At 66.0% G+C, this 19,229-nt stretch carries 22 protein-coding genes; 6 read left to right on the forward strand and 16 right to left on the reverse strand.

Translation table 11 applies throughout. The features are described from left to right. Nucleotides 1–10: 10 nt before the first annotated feature. From rplF to rplN, 6 genes are read right to left on the reverse strand one after another with little or no spacing between them, the layout of a single operon-like run. Nucleotides 11–544 (reverse strand): 50S ribosomal protein L6, encoded by a 534-nt coding sequence (rplF, locus tag WKW79_RS10475; RefSeq protein WP_213958258.1) that lies wholly within the window; start codon nucleotides 542–544, stop codon nucleotides 11–13. 16 nt (nucleotides 545–560) lie between these two features. Continuing rightward, the gene (rpsH, locus tag WKW79_RS10480) at nucleotides 561–956 is read right to left on the reverse strand and encodes a 30S ribosomal protein S8 (protein ID WP_340335074.1); all 396 of its coding nucleotides are present in this window, start codon (nucleotides 954–956) and stop codon (nucleotides 561–563) included. Between the two features lie 20 nt (nucleotides 957–976). Further along, entirely contained in the window at nucleotides 977–1,282 is a 306-nt protein-coding gene (gene rpsN, locus WKW79_RS10485; protein WP_038118843.1) for a 30S ribosomal protein S14, read from the reverse strand. Between the two features lie 9 nt (nucleotides 1,283–1,291). Then, on the reverse strand, nucleotides 1,292–1,831 hold the full coding sequence (rplE, locus tag WKW79_RS10490) for a 50S ribosomal protein L5 (protein WP_340335075.1): 540 nt from the start codon (nucleotides 1,829–1,831) through the stop codon (nucleotides 1,292–1,294). Between the two features lie 11 nt (nucleotides 1,832–1,842). Then, complete coding sequence (rplX, locus tag WKW79_RS10495; protein ID WP_340335076.1) at nucleotides 1,843–2,160, reverse strand: 50S ribosomal protein L24; 318 nt, start codon at nucleotides 2,158–2,160, stop codon at nucleotides 1,843–1,845. Between the two features lie 12 nt (nucleotides 2,161–2,172). Further along, nucleotides 2,173–2,541: a 50S ribosomal protein L14 gene (gene rplN / locus WKW79_RS10500; RefSeq protein WP_009124801.1), complete on the reverse strand. Its 369-nt coding sequence runs from the start codon at nucleotides 2,539–2,541 to the stop codon at nucleotides 2,173–2,175. A gap of 222 nt (nucleotides 2,542–2,763) precedes the next feature. Between rplN and WKW79_RS10505 the strand changes: the two genes are divergently transcribed. Further along, nucleotides 2,764–3,921: an esterase-like activity of phytase family protein gene (locus WKW79_RS10505; protein WP_340335077.1), complete on the forward strand. Its 1,158-nt coding sequence runs from the start codon at nucleotides 2,764–2,766 to the stop codon at nucleotides 3,919–3,921. Beyond that, nucleotides 3,918–4,766, forward strand: a complete 849-nt coding sequence (gene proC, locus WKW79_RS10510; RefSeq protein WP_340335078.1) for a pyrroline-5-carboxylate reductase — start codon at nucleotides 3,918–3,920, stop codon at nucleotides 4,764–4,766. Before WKW79_RS10505 ends, proC begins: the two co-directional genes overlap by 4 nt. A 72-nt stretch (nucleotides 4,767–4,838) precedes the next feature. Here the strand turns inward: proC and ubiA are convergent, their stop codons facing one another. From ubiA to recG, 3 genes are all read right to left on the reverse strand, one after another. Continuing rightward, nucleotides 4,839–5,714, reverse strand: a complete 876-nt coding sequence (gene ubiA / locus WKW79_RS10515) for a 4-hydroxybenzoate octaprenyltransferase (protein ID WP_340335079.1) — start codon at nucleotides 5,712–5,714, stop codon at nucleotides 4,839–4,841. Between the two features lie 24 nt (nucleotides 5,715–5,738). Continuing rightward, entirely contained in the window at nucleotides 5,739–6,707 is a 969-nt protein-coding gene (locus WKW79_RS10520; RefSeq protein WP_340335080.1) for a LysR substrate-binding domain-containing protein, read from the reverse strand. A 150-nt stretch (nucleotides 6,708–6,857) separates the two neighbouring features. Further along, complete coding sequence (gene recG, locus WKW79_RS10525; RefSeq protein WP_340335081.1) at nucleotides 6,858–8,963, reverse strand: ATP-dependent DNA helicase RecG; 2,106 nt, start codon at nucleotides 8,961–8,963, stop codon at nucleotides 6,858–6,860. 51 nt (nucleotides 8,964–9,014) lie between these two features. On the opposite strand from recG, the gene queA reads away from it, so the two are divergent. Genes queA through tgt form a run of 4 tightly spaced genes read left to right on the forward strand, consistent with a single transcriptional unit; the run spans nucleotide 9,015 to nucleotide 12,548 of the window. After that, complete coding sequence (gene queA / locus WKW79_RS10530; protein ID WP_340335082.1) at nucleotides 9,015–10,061, forward strand: tRNA preQ1(34) S-adenosylmethionine ribosyltransferase-isomerase QueA; 1,047 nt, start codon at nucleotides 9,015–9,017, stop codon at nucleotides 10,059–10,061. A 17-nt stretch (nucleotides 10,062–10,078) separates the two neighbouring features. Continuing rightward, nucleotides 10,079–10,342 carry a hypothetical protein gene (locus WKW79_RS10535; RefSeq protein WP_340335083.1) on the forward strand — a complete coding sequence of 88 codons (264 nt, stop codon included), beginning with the start codon at nucleotides 10,079–10,081 and terminating at the stop codon, nucleotides 10,340–10,342. Then, on the forward strand, nucleotides 10,339–11,355 hold the full coding sequence (locus tag WKW79_RS10540; protein ID WP_340335084.1) for a PQQ-dependent sugar dehydrogenase: 1,017 nt from the start codon (nucleotides 10,339–10,341) through the stop codon (nucleotides 11,353–11,355). The genes WKW79_RS10535 and WKW79_RS10540 overlap by 4 nt, the downstream gene beginning before the upstream one ends. Further along, on the forward strand, nucleotides 11,352–12,548 hold the full coding sequence (gene tgt / locus WKW79_RS10545; RefSeq protein WP_340335085.1) for a tRNA guanosine(34) transglycosylase Tgt: 1,197 nt from the start codon (nucleotides 11,352–11,354) through the stop codon (nucleotides 12,546–12,548). Before WKW79_RS10540 ends, tgt begins: the two co-directional genes overlap by 4 nt. A gap of 76 nt (nucleotides 12,549–12,624) precedes the next feature. Here the strand turns inward: tgt and WKW79_RS10550 are convergent, their stop codons facing one another. The 7 genes from WKW79_RS10550 to WKW79_RS10580 all read right to left on the reverse strand — a co-directional run bounded on the left by WKW79_RS10550 (nucleotide 12,625) and on the right by WKW79_RS10580 (nucleotide 19,170). Beyond that, a complete protein-coding gene (locus tag WKW79_RS10550; RefSeq protein WP_340335086.1) occupies nucleotides 12,625–13,020 on the reverse strand; it encodes a DUF3597 domain-containing protein in 396 nt (131 codons plus the stop codon). Between the two features lie 102 nt (nucleotides 13,021–13,122). After that, a complete protein-coding gene (locus WKW79_RS10555) occupies nucleotides 13,123–14,208 on the reverse strand; it encodes a serine endopeptidase (RefSeq protein ID WP_340335087.1) in 1,086 nt (361 codons plus the stop codon). 22 nt (nucleotides 14,209–14,230) lie between these two features. After that, nucleotides 14,231–15,037 (reverse strand): DUF2145 domain-containing protein, encoded by an 807-nt coding sequence (locus WKW79_RS10560; RefSeq protein WP_422823860.1) that lies wholly within the window; start codon nucleotides 15,035–15,037, stop codon nucleotides 14,231–14,233. 16 nt (nucleotides 15,038–15,053) lie between these two features. After that, a complete protein-coding gene (locus WKW79_RS10565; RefSeq protein WP_422823861.1) occupies nucleotides 15,054–15,536 on the reverse strand; it encodes a hypothetical protein in 483 nt (160 codons plus the stop codon). A 130-nt stretch (nucleotides 15,537–15,666) separates the two neighbouring features. Then, complete coding sequence (locus tag WKW79_RS10570; protein WP_340335088.1) at nucleotides 15,667–16,368, reverse strand: phosphatase PAP2 family protein; 702 nt, start codon at nucleotides 16,366–16,368, stop codon at nucleotides 15,667–15,669. Then, nucleotides 16,368–18,323, reverse strand: coding sequence for an MFS transporter (locus tag WKW79_RS10575; protein WP_340335089.1), 1,956 nt, complete (start codon nucleotides 18,321–18,323; stop codon nucleotides 16,368–16,370). The genes WKW79_RS10570 and WKW79_RS10575 overlap by 1 nt, the downstream gene beginning before the upstream one ends. 22 nt (nucleotides 18,324–18,345) lie before the next feature. After that, entirely contained in the window at nucleotides 18,346–19,170 is an 825-nt protein-coding gene (locus WKW79_RS10580) for a hypothetical protein (protein ID WP_340335090.1), read from the reverse strand. Nucleotides 19,171–19,229: the final 59 nt, after the last annotated feature.

The raw sequence follows: 19,229 nt of genomic DNA on the forward strand, positions 1-19,229 counted from the left end.
TTGCTGCCCCTTACTTCTTCTTGGTCTCTTTGATCACGATCTTCTCGTCCGAATATCGGATCCCCTTGCCCTTGTAGGGCTCGGGCGGACGAACAGCGCGGATCTCGGCGGCGATCTGGCCGACACGTTGACGGTCGGCACCCTTGATCAGGATTTCCGTCGGCGTCGGGGTGGCGACCGTGATGCCTTGCGGCATGTCGATGTTGACCGGGTGCGAATAGCCGACCTGGAGGTTCAGCTTGGCGCCCTGGGCAGCAGCCTTGTAGCCCACGCCGACCAGGTTCAGCTTCTTCTCGAAGCCCTTGGTGACGCCGACAACCATGTTGTTGACCAGCTGGCGCAACGTGCCGCTCATCGCATTCGCTTCACGCGAATCGTTGGCGGGAACGAAGCTCAGCTTGCCTTCTGCGTTGGTGACGTTGACCAATGCGTTGCGGGTCAGTGCGAGCGTGCCGCCCGTGCCCTTGACATTGATCTGGTCATCCTTGATCGACACATCCACGCCTGCGGGGATGACGACCGGTGCTTTACCTACTCGGGACATTTCTTGATCTCCTCGATTAGGCGACGTAGCACAGGACTTCGCCACCAACACCGTTGGCGCGGGCCTTGCGGTCCGTCATCACGCCCTGGGGCGTGGTCACGATGGCGACGCCAAGGCCGTTCTGCACTTGCGGGATCGCAGCGCTGGCCTTGTAGACGCGCAGGCCGGGACGGCTCACGCGTTCGATACGCTCGATGACCGGACGGCCAGCGTAGTACTTCAGCGAGATTTCGAGCTCGCTCTTGCCGGCTTCCGTCTTGACCTGGAAACCGTCGATGTAGCCTTCGTCCTTCAGGACTTGTGCGATCGCGACCTTCACCTTGGAAGACGGGACCGACACGGTGGGCTTCGCCACCATCTGCGCGTTACGGATACGCGTCAGCAGGTCGGCAATGGGATCACTCATGCTCATGTTGTTTGCTCCTGCCTGGCTTACCAGCTGGCCTTGGTGACACCGGGGATGTCGCCGTTGAAAGCCAGTTCACGGATCTTGGCGCGGGCCAGACCGAATTGGCGGAAGGTGCCGCGGGGACGACCGGTGATTTCGCAACGGTTGCGCTGGCGCGTGGGGTTCGCGTTGCGCGGCAGCTTTTGCAGGCCGAGGCGTGCAGCAGCGCGTTCTTCGTCGCTCTTCTTGGCGTCGTTCGCAATCGCCTTCAGTTCGGCGTGCTTGGCGGCGTACTTGGCGACCAGGTTGTCGCGCTTGAGTTCGCGCTGGATCAGGGATGCTTTTGCCATTGTCTCGCCTCAGTTCTTGAACGGGAAACGGAAGCCCGCGAGAAGCGCCTTGGCTTCTTCGTCGGTCTTGGCCGTCGTCGTGATGCTGATGTTGAGACCGCGCAGGGCATCGACCTTGTCGTATTCGATCTCGGGGAAAATGATCTGCTCTTTGACGCCGATGTTGTAGTTGCCACGGCCGTCGAAAGCGCGACCGGAGATACCACGGAAGTCACGCACGCGCGGCAGGGCCACGGTCACGAAACGGTCCAGGAATTCATACATCTGGACGCCACGCAGCGTGACCATGCAGCCGATCGGCTGTTGTTCACGGATCTTGAAGCCGGCGATGGCCTTCTTCGACTTGGTGACGACGGGCTTCTGGCCGGCGATCTTGGTCAGGTCGCCGACGGCGTTGTCCAGGACCTTCTTGTCGGCGACAGCTTCGCCCACACCCATGTTCAGGGTGATCTTGGTCAGGCGCGGGACCTGCATCGGCGAGGTGTAGCCGAACTTCTCGGTCAGGTCCTTGGCGACCTTTTCGCGGTAGTGTTGTTGGAGACGTGCCATGTGATTACTCCTCAGGCGATCTTGATTTCTTCGCCGCTGGACTTGTAAACGCGCACGCGCTTGCCGTCCGTGACCTTGATGCCCACGCGATCGGCCTTGCCGGTCGCGGCATTGAAGATCGCCACGTTGGATTGATGAATCGGCATGGTCTTTTCCACGATGCCGCCGGTCGTACCCTTCATGGGGTTCGGCTTGGCGTGCTTCTTGACGATGTTGATGCCTTCGACGACGACGTGCGAATCGTCCTTGCGCAGCGTCACGACGCCGCGCTTGCCCTTGTCACGACCGGCCAACACGATGACCTGGTCGCCTGTGCGAATCTTGTTCATGGCGTTGAATCCTTAGAGAACTTCGGGAGCCAGCGAGACGATCTTCATGAACTTCTCGGTGCGCAGTTCGCGGGTCACCGGTCCGAAGATGCGGGTGCCGATCGGCTCCAACTTGGCGTTGAGCAGCACGGCGGCATTGCCGTCGAACTTGACGAGCGAACCGTCGGCGCGACGGATGCCCTTGGCGGTGCGAACCACCACGGCGCTGTAGATTTCGCCCTTCTTGACGCGGCCACGGGGTGCAGCTTCTTTGATGCTGACCTTGATGACATCGCCAACGCTGGCGTAGCGACGCTTCGAGCCGCCCAGCACCTTGATACACAGGACGGATTTCGCGCCCGTGTTGTCGGCCACTTCGAGCCGGGATTCAGTTTGGATCATTGTTCGTAGTTCCCAACTTGTACCGTTGCCTTTCCCACCTTTTCAAAGTAGGTCAGCGCCAGTCAGTCTTGGGCCCGTCGTCCGCACCTCAAACCATTTGAGATGCATCCGTATGGGCGGAAAGCCTCGCCTTTTCAAGCGAAGCCCGCGATTGTGCCATGGTGTTTACGGTCCGTCAACTCACCTGCTTCGACTATTTCAAAGTCGCCTAGACTCGCGGGCGTGCCGACGCACCCTGATTTACCCCTATTTTCACGCCGGCGTCTGCTGGGCGGTGCCGCGGCGCTGGCGGGCGCGCTGGCCGGGTGCCATGCCCAGACCCCGCTTGCGGCGCCGGCCAGCCGGCTTCGGTTGCTGGCGGAGGCGCGATTGGCGCATTGGCAGCGATTCGAAGGCACCACCATCGGCGGGCTGTCCGGGATCGACTTCGATACCGCAAGAGGTGAGTACCTGCTTCTGTCGGATGACCGATCAACCCTGGACCCCGTTCGGTACTACAGCGCGCGATGGTCGGCCAACAGCGCACAGGCGCCGACCTTCTCCCAAGTCACTTCGCTGTTGCAGGCGGACGGAACAACCTGGCCCAACCGCCGCAATGCCCGCGACGGCATGCCGGTGCCCGATCCTGAAGCCTTGCGCCTGCGGCCCGACACTGACACCCTGCTCTGGGCGTCCGAGGGCGACGAGGGCCGCGGCTTCGGCCCCGCACTTTATGAAAGCCGGCGCGACGGCCGCCTGGTGCGGCAATTCGCGCTCCCCCCGATGTTCGAGCCAAGCAGCGACGGCCGGCGCGGCGCGCGCGACAACCTCGCTTTCGAAGGACTGGCGCTGACGCCGGACCATCGCACGGCCTGGCTCGCCATGGAAAACGCGCTGATCCAAGACGGCGCCAGACCGACCCTGGATTCTCCCGGCGGCCCCTGCCGCTTCACGGCGCTCGACCTGGACAGCGGTCGCGTGCTGCGCCAGATCGCCTATCTCAACGATCCCGTGCCGCTGCGGCCGCTGGTGCCCGGCACGCATGCCGAGAACGGCGTGAGCGAGATCCTGATGCTGGATGCCCACCGGATGTTGGTGCTCGAACGCGCCTATGCGGTGGGCACCGGCAATTCGCTGCGCCTCTATGAAATCGACACGCGTGGCGGCGACGACGTGCAGGCCATCGACGCGCTGGCGCCGGGCAAGCATCGCCCGGTCGCCAAGAAGCTGGTCGCCGACTTCGCCGCGCTGGGCCTGTCGCGCCTCGACAACACCGAGGGCATGTGCTGGGGCCCGCCGCTCGCCAACGGCCGACGCCTGCTGGTCGTGTTGAGCGACGACAATTTCAATCCGCTGCAGATCACGCAGTTCGCCGCCTTCGAGTTCACCGACCGACCATGACCCTCCAATCCACCCCTCCCTCCGACACTGCAGCGCTGCCACCGATCGGCTTCATCGGCGGCGGCAACATGGCCAGCGCGATCCTGGGCGGGCTGATCCGCCAGGGCGTGCCGGCTTCGGCGTTCGAGGTCGTCGAGCCTTTCGAGGAAGCGCGCCAGCGGCTGGCCCGTGACTTCGGCATTGCGGCGATGGCGCAAGCGGGTGCGGCGCTGGCACGCTGCGAACTGCTGGTCTGGGCGGTAAAGCCGCAGATGTTTGCCGAGGCCGCCCAGCCCGTGCGAGAACATGCCGCGGGCGCGCTGCACCTGAGCGTCGCGGCCGGCATTCCCTCGCAGAGCATCGCCCGCTGGCTCGGCAGCGAGCGCATCGTCCGCGCCATGCCCAACACGCCCGCGCTCATCGGGCAGGGCATGACCGCCCTCTTTGCCCGCGACGGGGTCGAAGGCGCCGCGCGGGGAATGGTGGAACAGGTTCTGGCGCCAACAGGCCAATTGCTCTGGGTCGATGCCGAAGGCGATCTCGACGCGGTGACGGCGATGTCCGGCTCCGGGCCGGCCTATGTGTTCTATTTCATCGAGGCGATGACGGAGGCCGGCATCGACATGGGCCTGACGCCGGAGCAGGCGCACCAGTTGGCGGTCGGCACCTTCACCGGAGCTTCCGCGCTGGCGAGCGGATCGGACGAACCGCCATCGGTATTGCGCCAGCGGGTGACATCGAAGGGCGGCACCACCTACGCCGCGATCACCTCGATGGAAGGCGCGCAGGTCAAGGAGAAGTTCAAGGACGCCATGCGCGCGGCGCAGGCGCGGGCGCGGGAGTTGGGCGAAGAGTTCGGAAAGTAGGACAGCTTCGGAATACGAGCACGTGCTGCCGCCGGCCATTGGCAGCTGTGGGCTTGCCGCACGTTGGGTCCATCAGCGCAACGCGTAGCCGATCACAATCCCAGCGAACACCGAGAAGCCCAGCCAGTGATTGAGCCGGAAGGCCTTGAAACAGCCTTCTCGTGTTCGGGTGCGGATCAGCCGCCAGTGCCAGGCCGCTTGCGCCACGGCCACAGCGATCGCCAGGAGAAAGGCGGCGCCGAGTTGATGGCTGTAGCCAATCCAGCCCCAGACCGCGATGAACACCGCGTAGCTGAACATTACCGCCGCCACGTCGAAGCGGCCGAAGGTGATGGCCGAGGTCTTCATGCCGATCTTCAGGTCGTCGTCGCGGTCGACCATTGCGTATTCGGTGTCGTAGGCCAGCACCCAGAACAGGTTGCCCGCCAGCAGCCACCAGGCCAACCCCGGAACGCTGCCCTGCACCGCCGCGAAGGACATCGGGATGCCGAAGCTGAAGGCAATGCCCAGCACCGCCTGCGGGATCGACACGAAGCGCTTGGCAAAGGGATATATCAGCGTGATTGCCAGCGCGCCGAAGGACCAGAGCACCGTGATGCGGTTGGTCGTGAGCACCAGCCCGAACGCCGCCAGCGCCAGCAGTGCGCCGAAGCCCAGCGCCTGCTTGACCGAGATGGCGCCGCTGGTCACCGGCCGCTGCGCGGTGCGCTTCACATGCCGGTCGAAGTCGCGGTCCGCCACGTCGTTGATGCAGCAGCCCGCGCTGCGCATGAGGATCGTGCCGAGCACGAACACGATGAGCAGGTGCCAACCCGGCCAGCCGTCCGCCGCAAACCACAGCGCGCCCAGCGTCGGCCAGAGCAGCAGCAGCCAGCCCGCGGGACGGTCCCAGCGGATCAGGTCCAGGTAGAGAGCAAGGCGACCACGCGCCGGCGGGGTTGACGACATCTCAGTCTTCCATGGCGCAGGACGCTACGACAGTCGCCGCACGCCCGGCAACTCGCACGCATAGATCGCGTTGCGCACCGCGGCGATCGCCTCGTAACGCGTGAAACTGCGTCGCCAGGCCAGCACCACGCGCCGCGTGGGCGGCTCGCCGCCGTGGGCATCGACGATGGGCAGGTAGCGCACGATGGGGTTCTGGTCCCGGGCGCGTGTCTTGCCCTTTGCGGGTAGCGCATCGGCCGGCACCGAGAGGCGCGGCACCAGGGTCACGCCCATGCCCGCGGCCACCATGTGCTTGATGGTTTCGAGCGAAGAACCCTCGAAGCTCTTGCGGATGCCTTCGGCGTGGCTCGAGAAGCGCGCGAACTCGGGGCACACCTCGAGCACATGGTCGCGAAAGCAATGACCGGTGCCGAGCAGCAGCATGGTCTCGTTCTTGAGTTCGTCCGAGGTGATCGATGCGCGCGAGGCCAGCGGATGGTGCGCCGGCAGCGCGGCCATGAAAGGCTCATCGTAGAGCTGTGCCATGGCCAGGCCGGTGTCGGGGAAGGGCTCGGCCATGATGGCGCAGTCGATCTCGCCCGCGCGCAGCATCTCCAGCAGCTTGGCGGTGAAGTTCTCCTGCAGCATCAGCGGCATCTGCGGCGTGCGCGCGATGTTCTGCCGGACCAGGTCGGGCAGCAGGTAGGGCCCGATGGTGTAGATCACCCCCAGCGTCAACGGGCCGGCCAGCGGGTCCTTGCCGCGCTTGGCAATCTCCTTGATGCTCGCGGCCTGGTCGAGCACGCTCTGCGCCTGCTGCACGATCTGCTCGCCCAGCGGCGTCACGGTCACTTCGCCGGCGCTGCGCTCGAAGAGCTTGACCTCCAGCTCGTCCTCCAGTTTCTTGATCGCCACGGACAAGGTCGGCTGCGACACGAAGCAGGCTTCCGCTGCCTTGCCGAAATGCCGCTCGCGCGCAACGGCGACGATGTACTTGAGTTCTGTCAGGGTCATGGGTCTTGCGATTATGCGCAGGGCCCGGAGGCCGGAATTTGGACAGCCGCAAACAGAGGACGCGAAAGAACAGCCGAAAGAATTACTTGGTATTCCTTTCGCGGCCTTTGCGTATCTTCGCGACCTTCGCGTCCGGTCAAGTCCGCTCTTTCAGGCTTTGAGGTATTCCGACTTGCTGCCCAGCCAGCGATCGACGTGCCGCTGTGCCAACTCGGGGTGCTGGTCCAGCATGCGAGGCGCGAGTTCGCGCGCCCAGTCGAGCAGCAGCGCGTCCTGCGTGAGATCGGCAAAGCGCAGCAGCGGCGCACCGGATTGGCGGACGCCGAGGAATTCGCCGGGGCCGCGGATCTCCAGGTCGCGTCGGGCGATCTCGAAGCCGTCGCTGGTCTCGGCCATGGCCTTGAGCCGCGCGCGGGCCGCCTCGCCGACGCGGCCGCCTTCGTTGGGCGCGTAGAGCAGCACGCACGCAGACGCCGCGGCGCCGCGCCCCACGCGACCGCGCAACTGGTGCAGCTGCGAGAGGCCGAAGCGCTCGGCATGCTCGATCACCATGAGCGACGCATTGGGCACATCGACGCCGACCTCGATCACCGTGGTGCTGACCAGCACCTGCATCTCACCCTTGGTGAAGGACTCCATCACGGCCTGCTTCTCGGCCGTGGGCATGCGCGAATGCAGCAGGCCGACCTTCGCGCCCTCGCCCAGTGTCCCGGCCAGTTCATCGCGCGTCTCGGTGGCGTTGCGCAGGTCCACGGCCTCGCTCTCCTCGATCAGCGGGCAGACCCAGTAGACCTGCCGACCCTGCTCCAGTTGCGCCTGGATGCGTGCGATGACTTCGTCGCGCCGGTGGTCGGCCACGACCTTGGTCACGATCGGCGTGCGCCCGGGCGGCAGTTCGTCAAGCGTGGACACGTCGAGGTCGGCGTAGTAGCTCATCGCGAGCGTGCGCGGGATCGGGGTGGCGCTCATCATCAGCAGGTGCGGCTCCTGGCCCTCGACCGCCTTGCCGCGCAGCGCCAGCCGCTGGGCCACGCCGAAGCGATGCTGCTCGTCGATGATGGCCAGCGCAAGGTTCTTGAAGCGGACCTTCTCCGAGATGACGGCGTGCGTGCCAATGACCAGCGCCGCCTCGCCGCTCTCGACGGCGGCGGACATCGTGTCGCGTTCCTTCTTCTTCTGGCTGCCAGTGAGCCAGGCCACGCGCATGCCGCGTTCGAGCAGCAGCGGATCGAGCCAGCCGACCAGCTTGCCGAAGTGCTGCGAGGCGAGGATCTCGGTCGGCGCCATCAGCGCGCATTGATGGCCCGCGTCGATGCACAGCGCGGCGGCGAGCGCGGCCACCACGGTCTTGCCGGAGCCGACATCGCCTTGCAGCAGCCGGTGCATCGGCACCGTGCGCGTCAGGTCGCGGGCGATCTCCTGGCCCACGCGGGCCTGTGCGCCGGTCAGGGCAAAGGGCAGCACGGCCAGCAACTGCGCATGGAGCGACGTGGGCGACTGGACGGCGTCGAGCTGCGGTGCACGCTGGGAGGCACGCTCTCGGCGGGCCTGCAGTTGCGAGAGTTGTTGCGCCAGCAGTTCCTCGGCCTTGAGCCGTTGCCAGGCGGGGTGGGTGTGGTCTTCCAGCGTGGCCATGGCCACGTCGGGCGTCGGGTAGTGCAGGAAGGTCAGCGCATCGCGCAGAGGCCACGCGCGATGCGGCAGGTGCTGGTGCGGAACGGTCTCGTCCAGCACCGCACGCGCGAGCCCGGAGCGCACCTCGCGCCGCAACACCGGCTGCGCCAAGCCGGCGATGGTGGAGTAGACCGGCGTCAGCGCCTGCGGCAGTTCGGTGCCCGCGGCCTTGACATTGGGCTGCATCATCTGCCGGCCCAGGAAGCCGCCTTTCATCTCGCCGCGCACACGGACGCGCGCGCCGACTTCGAGCTGCTTCTGTTGCGACGGATAGAAATTGAAGAAGCGCAGGATGCAGGTCTCGCTGCCGTCATCGAGCGTGACAAGCAACTGGCGGCGCGGCCGGTAGGTCACTTCGCTCGCGACCACCACGCCCTCGACCTGCGCCAGGTCGCCTTCGCGCGTGTCGACCAGGCGCACGATGCGCGTCTCGTCCTCGTAGCGCATCGGCAGGTAGAGCGCGAAGTCGATGTCGCGCAGCAGGCCGAGCTTGCGCAGGGCACGTTGCACGGCACTCAGGCCGGAGCCCGGCGGTGCGGCGGCAGGCAACGGGGTGGCGGCGGACTTGGCGGCGACGGGCATGGGACAATTCTGCCCTCCCACTTGGCACGGGTTCGTCCAACCCTCAAGCGCATGCGCAACTTCACCCTCTCCGATTTCGATTTCCACCTGCCGCCCGAGTTGGTGGCACAACACCCCGCTTCCGAACGCACCTCTTCCAGGTTGCTGGATGGCACCGGCCCCGAGCCGATCGACCGCATCTTCAAGACCCTGCCCTCGCTGCTGCGCACGGGCGACCTGCTGGTGTTCAACGACACGCGCGTGGTCAAGGCGCGCCTCTTCGGCGAGAAGCCGACCGGCGGCAAGCTTGAACTGCTGGTCGAACGCGTCTTGACCGGGCATGAAGTCGTGGCCCACATGAAGGTCAGCAAGAAGCCGCCGATCGGCACCGTGCTGCAGATGGTCGGCGGCTTTCGCGCCACATTGATCGGGCGCTGGCCCGATGCCAACGGCGCGCTGTTCCACTTCGCCTTCGAAAGCGATGCGGGCGAAGACCCCTACGCGTTGATGAGCCGCTGCGGCCATGTCCCGCTGCCGCCCTACATCACGCACACCGACTCAGCCGAGGACGAGAGCCGCTACCAGACCGTGTTCGCACGCGTGCCCGGCGCGGTGGCCGCACCGACCGCCGCGCTCCACTTCGACGAAGGCCTGCTGGCCGAACTGGATGCACGCGGCGTGCAGCGCGCCAACGTCACGCTGCATGTCGGCGCCGGCACCTTCCAGCCGGTGAAGGTCGAGAACATCGCCGAGCACGAGATGCATGCCGAGCGCTATGAGGTGCCCGAAGCGACGCAACAAGCGATCGCCGATTGCAAGGCCCGCGGCGGACGCGTGGTCGCGGTCGGCACCACGACCGTTCGCACGCTCGAGTCGTGGGCGAAGAGCGGCGAGGCCACCGGCGACACGCGCATCTTCATCACGCCAGGATTTGCCTTCGCGCACGTCGACCTGCTCATCACCAACTTCCACCTGCCCAAGAGCACGCTGATGATGTTGGTCAGCGCCTTCGCGGGCTACACGCGGGTCATGGCGCTCTACGCGCATGCGATCCGCGAACGCTATCGCTTCTTCAGTTACGGCGACGCGATGCTGCTGGCACGGGGAAGCACCTGCTGACCATCTCGATCATGCGAGTGCCCTCACCCTTCATGGCCGCCTTCATCCTCGGCGCATTGCTGCCGACAGGGGCCAGTGCGCGCGGCTACACGAGCTCATCGCTGTGCGGCGACTACGCCCGCCTCGACATCGCGACGCCACCCGGCCTGTGCGTGGCCCTGCTCGCCGACGAGGCCCAGGGCCTGCGTGCGCCGCGCCGCATCCTGGAAGTCTCGCCGAACCGCTATTGGGTCATCGACATGGGCTCATGGGAGCCGGATCGCGGACGCTTGCTGGAATGACGCTGCCCACCGAGGGCAATCCGCCGCGGCGCGCGAGCCTGAAAGTCATGGCCGAAAAATTCGACCGCCCCCTGGGCCTGGCGCTGGGGCCGGACGGCAAGGTGTACGTCGGCGAAGCGGGTCGCATCTGGCGCACGCCGATTCCTTCGCCGGGCGGTGCATTGCAGGCAGAAACCGTGATCGACGGCCTGCCGAAGGAAGGCACCCATCCGCTCAAGGAGCTGGCCTTCGGTCCCGTCACATCGGGCAAGCAGCAGGTCAGCCTCTTTGTGAACCTCGGCTCCGAGACCGATGCTTGCAAGGACAGCGCGAAGCAATATCCGGCGCCTTGTCCGGAGCGCGAGGGCGCGAAGCCGCGTGCTGCCGTCCATGAAGCCATCTTGGGCGGCGCGGACTATCGGCTGCAAAGCTTCAAGCCCTTCGCTATCGGCTTGCGCAACTCGGTGGCCTTGACCGTCCTGCCTGACGGCCCGGCCAAGGGCACCCTGCTGCAAGGCGAGAACTCGATCGACTACGAATCGCCTGCCCAGCCGCCCGAAGAACTCAACCTGCTCAAGGCCGGCCACGACTACGGCTGGCCCTATTGCGTCGGCAAGCAGCAGGCTGCCCAGGGCTACGACAACAGGCGCTTCGACTGCCGCGGCACCGACGCACCCCTGATGCTCTGGCCGGCCCACGCAGCGCCGTTGCAGATGATGGTCGGTCCGCCCGGCACGCTTTTCGCCGGCCAGTTGCTCGTCGCCTGGCGCGGCCACCAACCACCGGGCCACCGCATCGTCGGATTCAAGCTCGATGCACGCGGCCTGCCAGCCGGCAAACCTATCGACTGGCTCGCAGGCTGGACGCCCAAGGACGGCGTGCGCCCGATGGGCAAGCCCACCGGCATCACCGTCGACCGCCAGGGCCGGTTGCTGGTGGTGGAAGACTTCAACCGCAGCATCCTCATGCTGCTGCCGCAATCACCTGCGATGCCCGCCGACGCGCCGGCTCGCACGCCTGGAACCAAGCCATGACCGACACGACCACCTTGCCGCGCCTGAAATTCGATCTGCTCAAGACCGACCCGGACAGCCATGCCCGCCGCGCCACGCTCACGCTCAACCACGGCGTGGTGCAGACGCCGATCTTCATGCCCGTCGGCACCTACGGCACCGTCAAGGGCGTGATGCCGCGCAGCCTAGACGAGATGGGTGCGCAGATCATTCTCGGCAACACCTTTCACCTGTGGATGCGTCCCGGCCTCGACGTGATGGCCAGCTTCGGTGGCCTGCACCAGTTCGAGAAATGGGACAAGCCCATCCTCACCGACTCGGGCGGCTTCCAGGTGTGGTCGCTCGGTGCGATGCGCAAGATCAGCGAGGAAGGCGTGAAGTTCGCGTCGCCGGTGAACGGCGACAAGCTGTTCCTCACGCCCGAGGTCTCGATGCAGATCCAGACCATCCTCAACAGCGACATCGTCATGCAGTTCGACGAATGCACGCCCTACGACACCAAGGGCCACGTCACCACCGAGCGCGAAGCACGCACCTCGATGGAGCTGAGCCTGCGCTGGGCCAAGCGCTGCCAGCATGAATTCGCGCGGCTTGAAAACCCGAACGCGCTGTTCGGCATCGTGCAAGGCGGCATGTTCGAGAACCTGCGTGAAGAGTCGCTCGCGCAGCTGGTCGACCTGGACTTCCCCGGCTACGCGATCGGCGGCGTGAGCGTGGGCGAGCCCAAGGACGAGATGTTGCGCATCATGTCCCACACGCCGCACAAGCTGCCCGCGCACAAGCCGCGCTACCTGATGGGCGTCGGCACGCCGGAAGACCTGGTGCAGGGCGTGGCCGACGGCGTCGACATGTTCGACTGCGTCATGCCCACGCGCAATGCGCGCAACGGCACGCTGTTCACCCGCTTCGGCGACCTCAAAATGCGCAATGCCCGCCACAAGAGCGACCCGCAACCGATCGACCCCAGTTGCACCTGCCATGCCTGCGCGGGCACCTCGGGCGTGTCATGGAACGATGGCGGCCGCGAAGGCTTCAGCCGCGCCTACCTGCATCACCTGGATCGCTGCGGCGAGATGCTGGGCCCGATGCTCACGACCATCCACAACCTGCATTACTACCTGAACCTGATGGCGGAGATCCGCGCCTCGCTGGAGGCCGGCGAGTTCACCGCCTTCCGCGCCCGCTTCAAGGCCGAACGGGCGCGCGGCGTGTAGCCCGCCGCGCGCACAAAAAAGCCCGGATCGCACAAGGCGAACCGGGCATCGACGTCGCAGCGTCAGTCCGCTGCGATCAATCGCGCAATTCAGCCGGCACGGTTCCGCCGTTGGCGGCCAGCTTGGTCATCACCTGCCGATGCAGCCAGATGTTCATCTTGGCGCTGTCGCTGGTGTCTTCCGCGTAGCTCAGTTCGGCCGCGAGTTCCTTGCGTGCGGCCAGGCTGCTATCGAGGCCGAGCAGTTTCATCAGGTCGACGATCGAGGTACGCCAATTGAGGTTGGCGGCCCCGGGCATCGCATCGAGGATGGCCGGAACGTCACCCAGCGAGATCGCAGGCGGCGGCGCGGGAACGGCGGGTGCGGGCGGTGCGCCCGGCGTTGGCGCTGCTGCGACAGGCGCGGGTGCCGGTGCTTCCGCGGCCTTGGCGGATGGAAAGATCTTGGAAAAGATGCTGCCGAAAATGCTCATGGATGGATTCCCCGGAAATGGTTGGTCAACGCGGTTGAGGCACCGTGGGGCGGAACGCCCCCGGCTCGGATTGCCCGCCTTTGCGTGCAAACCAAGGTTCTATCACGCGATGGCCGGCACGGATGTGACGGGATGTGATGGCGGCGGCTCCTTTCCATGCGCCGCAGTGCCGCAACCATGGCAGAAGCGCGAGAACGCACTCTTGCGCGTGTCGCAAACCTTGCAACTGTCGATCAAGCCGATACCGCAGTGCGGGCAGAAGTCGATCGTCGTGTTCTTCAGGTCCACCGGCCGCTCGCAACCTGGGCACACGCTCTTGGCCAGGCGTGCCAGTGCCGTGTCGTAGCTCAGCTCTTCACGCCGCACCTGGTCGGGCTGCGCCTCCGCCAGCTTCTGTCGCGCGAGATAGCGGTTCAGCGCCAGGATCGCATAGCGCCCCACCAGCACCGTGATGACAATGCCCACGATGTAGCGCACATAGCCGCCATAGCTCGGCAGGTACGGCACCAGTTCGACGAAGAACGCGAACAGCGCAAAAAAGATGAAACCCCACACGAAGGGCCAGTACGTGCCCTTGCGCTTCTTCACGAACAGCCAACCCGCCACCACCAGCAAGGGCAGCGTGAGCGCCAGCCGGTAGCCGAACACCCGCAACTCGACACGTCGGTATTCGGCACGCAGTTTCTCGCGTGCATCGTCTTCGAGCACGAACAGCTTCTGCTGCGCGCGCTCCAGCGCCTGGCGCGCATCCAGCGCAACCTTGCGCTGCGCGTCCACGCTGCGTTGCTCGGCATCCACCTTCGCCTTGAAAGCATCCAGCGCCTTGGTGCGAGCGATGAGCTCGGCGTCCTGGTCCGGCTGCTGCGTGGCGCGGCGCGTGGCGAGCCAGTTGGAGAAGGTCTCGCGTGCGTTTTGGCTGACTTGCGACGCGGCCTGCAGTTGAAGTTCGGCCTGGTCCAGGTCGCGCCGCGCCTCCTGGCCGGCGCGCTGCGCTTCGGTGATCGCCGCGCGCAAGGGTTCGGCCGCGGCCTTGTCGATGAAGTCCTCGGTCGTCGATTGCCGCTCGACTTTCGGCAGGTCGCCCACCAGCGTTCCGCCGAGCCCGATCAGGAAGCCCGCGAACACCAGGGCCACCAGCCAAAGGCCCCGGCGAAACCATTTCTCAGACAAACGCAATGACTTGCTCATGTTCTCCTCACGTGATGAATGTTCAAAGCTTCAGCCGCACCGGCTGCGAGGCGAGTCCGGCCCGCGGCAACCAGGCGAACACCGAATCCACGCTGACCGTCTCGATGCGATCGCTGAAGCGCTTTTCGTTGGGGTGGTCGTCGAAGGCCACGTTGGCCGAACTGAGTCGCCCACCGAGCCGCGTCAACGCGCCAAGCCGCAGGGTCGTCGGCTCGTAGCCCTTGAACTGCAACCAGGCCTGCGCCTGCGCGCGGTTGCGGATGGTGGCGGGCTCCATCGCCGCGGCCATCGTCTCGATGGCCCACTGGTTCGACTGCTGGTACTTCTGCCCCCATGCATAGCTCACGATGCTGTAGGCCGGCGTATTCAGTCGCACGATGCCGGCCGAGGGACCTTGCAGCAGCGCCAGCAGTTGCGCCTGCACGGCGGGCGTCGGGATTTCCCAGGCGGCTTCGTAGTGCCAGAGGTCGTCCAGGAAGAACTCGCCAAGGCCCTGGCGATAGAGCGATGCGACAGCGGTACCGCACTGGTTCAGCTTGTGCACCACGCGCCAGGCGCCGTCGTTCGTCTTGTAGGCCAGGCCGAGGTGCGAATACTGCAAGCGATAGCGTTGCAGGTCCTGCCCGGCCCGGGCCAGCAACACCACGCGGGCGCCACTGGCGTCCAGCGCCGCCGACGTGCGTTCGGCCAGCTGCATGCCCTTGGTGATGACTTCTGCGGTCGGCTTGCGCGTTTCGCACGAGCGGCCGGCATGGGCATGCAGCGGGAGCATGCCCACGACGACGGTGACAACCGCCATCGCGACTGCGTTGACGAGACGCATGGACATTGAACGCGAGGCCACGTCAGCTCATCCGCTCGTTGTACAGAAGGGCCCGCCCGAGCGCATTCGGCACAAAGGCCAGCACTTCGCCCGCCGCCGACAGGATCACGCCACTGGCCATCACCGTGACGACCACCGTGCTGCCCACCACCACCGATGCGCCTCCCACTGCACGGCTGGCCACCTTGACGCTGGCACGCGCGCCGTCGGCGGCGCGTTCGAGCAGGTAGATGGTGCCGTCCACCGAGGCCTCCACGGCCACCACCGTGAGCACCGCGCCGCCGACCGACAGCGCAGCCGGCACAGCGACCACTGCGGCAGCCGCCGTGCTGGCCACCGAAGCGGTGCCGACCACGGAGGCGACCGGCAGCATCGAAAGGGCCAGCGAGGCTTCGCTCTGTGCGTGGGCCTGCATGGGTGCAGCCAGGGTCGCAAGGGACAAGCACGCGGCTGCTGCCAGCGTCGCGACGGACTTGTGGAACCGGTGGAACGGGAGGAGAGTCATGAGAGCCTCGCGGCGTAGTGAAGGTGTGCGGATGTTGTTCCGCATGCACTTCAAAGGCCTCGAATAACTGCACCAGTGGCGAGGCGCTGCGCCGGAGGTATCGCGCTTCGATACCGTGTGCAGGGATTGCCTATTCGCCTGGATTCAGGCGATGCAACGCCGCCGAATGGCCCTGCAACAAGTGCTCGCGCGTGTACACCTGATCCGTGTCGGCCAGCCACATCGCAATGACTTCGAGCATGCTTTGCGTGGGCGCCGGCGTGCCAGGCGACAGCATGGTCAACGGCAGCAGCAGGCCCAGCGCGACGAGGTAGGCCGGAATGCGCGAGTGCGGCCGCCCTTCCTGCAAGAGAAGGAAGGCCGCACTGGTCGCGACACCCAGCACCAAGCCGGTGATCACTTCAGACGCCGAGTGCGCGAACAGCGCGAGGCGCGACACACCAATGGCAAACGCCAGCCCCCAGCCCGCGAACGCCGCCGCAACCCGCACGCGATGGGTGCGTCGCGACGCCATCAACCAGAACACCACCGGCCAGACACTGCCCGACAGCGAGGTGTGCCCGCTGAAACCGGTGAAGTTGAAACGCGCGCTGCCAATGCCCCAGCCCAGGAAGGCCAGCTTGGAGCACATGACGACAAAGCCCGTCGTGCCGAACAGCACCACCCACAAGCGCGCGGTCGGCCAGGTGCGGCGCGAAAGCGAAAGCCACAGCGTGACCGAGGCCGCGGCGGGCAACAGCAGGCCGCTGTCACCCAGCCAGGTCAGCGCCAGCCAATACGATTGCGGAATGCGCTCGATGAACGCCCAGACCAGATCGCGCAGGAACCCCATCAGGTGGCGAGCAGCGTGCGAACGCGTTGCTGGAGTACGTCAGGCTGCACGTCCGCCGCCGCCACGGCAGGGCCCACATGCAGGCCCACGCTGCTGAAGAAACCACGGCGAAATGGCTTGGCCATCGCGATGGGTTTGCCGCCGCGCTGTTCGACGCGGCTGAAGAAGGAGCCCCAGAGATTGCTGAGCGCCATCGGAATCACCGGCACCTCGATGCCCTCCGTTCGCGCGCGCTCGACGATCTTCACCACGCCGCCCTTGAAGGGTGCCATCTCGCCGTCACGCGTGAGCGCACCCTCCGGGAAGATGGCCAGCAGGTCACCTTCGCGCAGCACCTGCGCCGCCTGGTCGAAGGCCCGGTCGTAGGCCACCGGGTCGTCCTTCTGCGGCGCGATCGGGATTGCCTTGGCCAGCTTGAACAGCCAGCCGAGCACCGGCACCTTGAAGATCTGGTGGTCCATGATGAAGCGGATCGGACGCGGGCTGGCGGCCATCAGCAGCACCGCATCGACCATGCTGACGTGGTTGCAGACCAGCACCGCCGCGCCGTCGCCGGGAATGTTCTGCTCGCCGCGCACCTTGAAGCGGTAGATGAAGTGCGACAGCACCCACGACACGAAGCGCAGCAGGTACTCCGGCACCAGCAGGAAGATGTAGGCGGCCACCAGCGCATTGGCGATGCCAGTGAACAGGAAGATCTGCGGAATGGTGAAGCCGGCCTTCAGCAGCGCGCCGGCGATGACCGAGCTGCCGATCATGAACAGCGCATTCATGATGTTGTTGGCCGCGATGATGCGGGCGCGGTGCGTCGGCTGGCTGCGCAACTGGATCAGCGCATACATCGGCACGCTGTAGAGGCCGGCGAACAGGGAGAGCAGCCCCAGGTCGGCCAGCACGCGCCAGTTCTCATGCATGTGCATGAAGGTGCCCAGCCCCATCTCCGCGACCGGCGGCAACGCGCGCGAAGCAAAATACAAGTCGATCGCGAACACGCTCATGCCGATCGCGCCCAGCGGCACCAGGCCGATCTCCACCTGCCGCCGCGACAGCGTCTCGCACAGCAGCGAGCCCACGCCGATACCGACCGAGAACACCACCAGCAGCAGCGAGGCCACATGCGCGTCGCCGTGCAGCACGTCCTTGGCGAAGCTCGGGAACTGGCTGAGGAAGGTCGCGCCGAAGAACCACATCCAGCTGATGCCCAGCAGCGAGCGGAACACCACGATGTTGCCGTGCGCCAGCTTCAGGTTGCGCCAGGTCTCGCTGACCGGATTCCAGTTGATGACCAGATTCGGGTCGGTGGCGGGCGCCGCCGGAATGGCCTGCGCGACGCCCCGGCCGACCAGCGCCAGCAGCACGCACCCCACCGCCACCGTCGTGTGGCCGATGCCCGGGATCGCAACCAGCAGCCCCCCCGCGACCTGGCCGAGCAGGATCGCCACGAAGGTCCCCATCTCCACCATGCCGTTGCCGCCGGTCAGCTCGCGCGAATCGAGCACCTGCGGCAGCAGCGCGAACTTGACCGGGCCGAACAGCGTGGAATGCAGGCCCATGAGGAACACGCAGCCCAGCAGCACGACGGCATCGGCCCGGATGAAGCCCCAGGCCGCGAGCAGCATGATCGCGATCTCGAAGTTCTTGACGAAGCGGATGATCTTCGTCTTGTCGAGCTTGTCGGTGAGTTGCCCGGCCGTGGCCGAGAACAGCAGGAAGGGCAGGATGAACAGCGCGCCGATCGCCAGGCCCGCCATCGCGGGCGGCATCCAGCTCAGTTGCAACTGGTAGGTCACCATCACGGTGAAGGCGAACTTGAACAGGTTGTCGTTCGCGGCGCCCGAGAACTGGGTCCAGAAGAAGGGAGCGAAGCGGCGCTGGCCGAGCAGCGCGAACTGGTTGGCGTGAGCTTCCGGCTCAGCGGTTCCGGGGGAATGGGCGGTAGCGACGGATGTGGTCATGCGAATGTCCCTTCCGGGCTCCTCAGGCCGTCGAGACGGCAGCGCCCGGATTGTGCCGCAGGGTTCGCGTTCCCACAGACTGCAATGCCATCAACACCGGCAAGCCGGCCAGCGCAGCCGTGAAATGTTTCAACGTGTGACCGGAAATCAGGTGATGCGTCGCCTCGTAAACGGCATGGTCGCCCAGTTCGAACAGCTTGGCGATCGCGTAGAAGAAGATGACCCAGCCCAGCTTGAGCCCGATGGCATGGGGCATCGGCTTGGCCAACGCCAGCGTGAGCACCAGCGCCATGCCACCGAACTGGACCACTGCCCAGGGGGTGACGTTGCCGGATTCGTGCCATGCCGCCACCGCGAGCAAGCCTGATGCCAGGGTGGCCCATGCGGCCACCCAGCCGGCGCGCGGGCTCACCTTTTCGCAGGCGGCGAGGCCGATCAGCCCGGCGAACGCGATGGCCATGCCGGCCCGGTCGGCGGCCAGCCGGAGCACGTCGGGTTGCAGGTGATAGAAAGTCGAGCCCGCGGCACAGGCCACCAGGCCGGCAAAGAAGATCCAGGCGCAGTCGAGTGCATTGGCATGTGGTTCCTGCGCCACAGAAGCCGCCGGGTCGTTCGAGCGATCGAGTTGGTGCAGCCACCGCAGGCCCCACAGGCCGATCGCCAGGAAGGGCAGGTTGCTCAGCACGTCCATTGCATTGGGCAACTGGTGCCAAGCGCGGTCGTCGGCAAACACCGACGCGCCGGCTTCCGCGCCCGTCAAGGCGGGGGCGAAGATCGCCACCAGCAGGAGCAGGAGAAAGACGGATAGAAGTCCGCGTTCGCGTCGGCTGAGGGTGGGTAGGTGCATGACAAGCTCCGGGGTTGGGTGGCTGAGGCGCGCAATTTAGGTTGGCAACCGGCCCCGGG

The organism is Variovorax robiniae (assembly GCF_037889955.1).
GTDB classification, from domain to species: Bacteria; Pseudomonadota; Gammaproteobacteria; order Burkholderiales; family Burkholderiaceae_C; genus Variovorax; species Variovorax robiniae.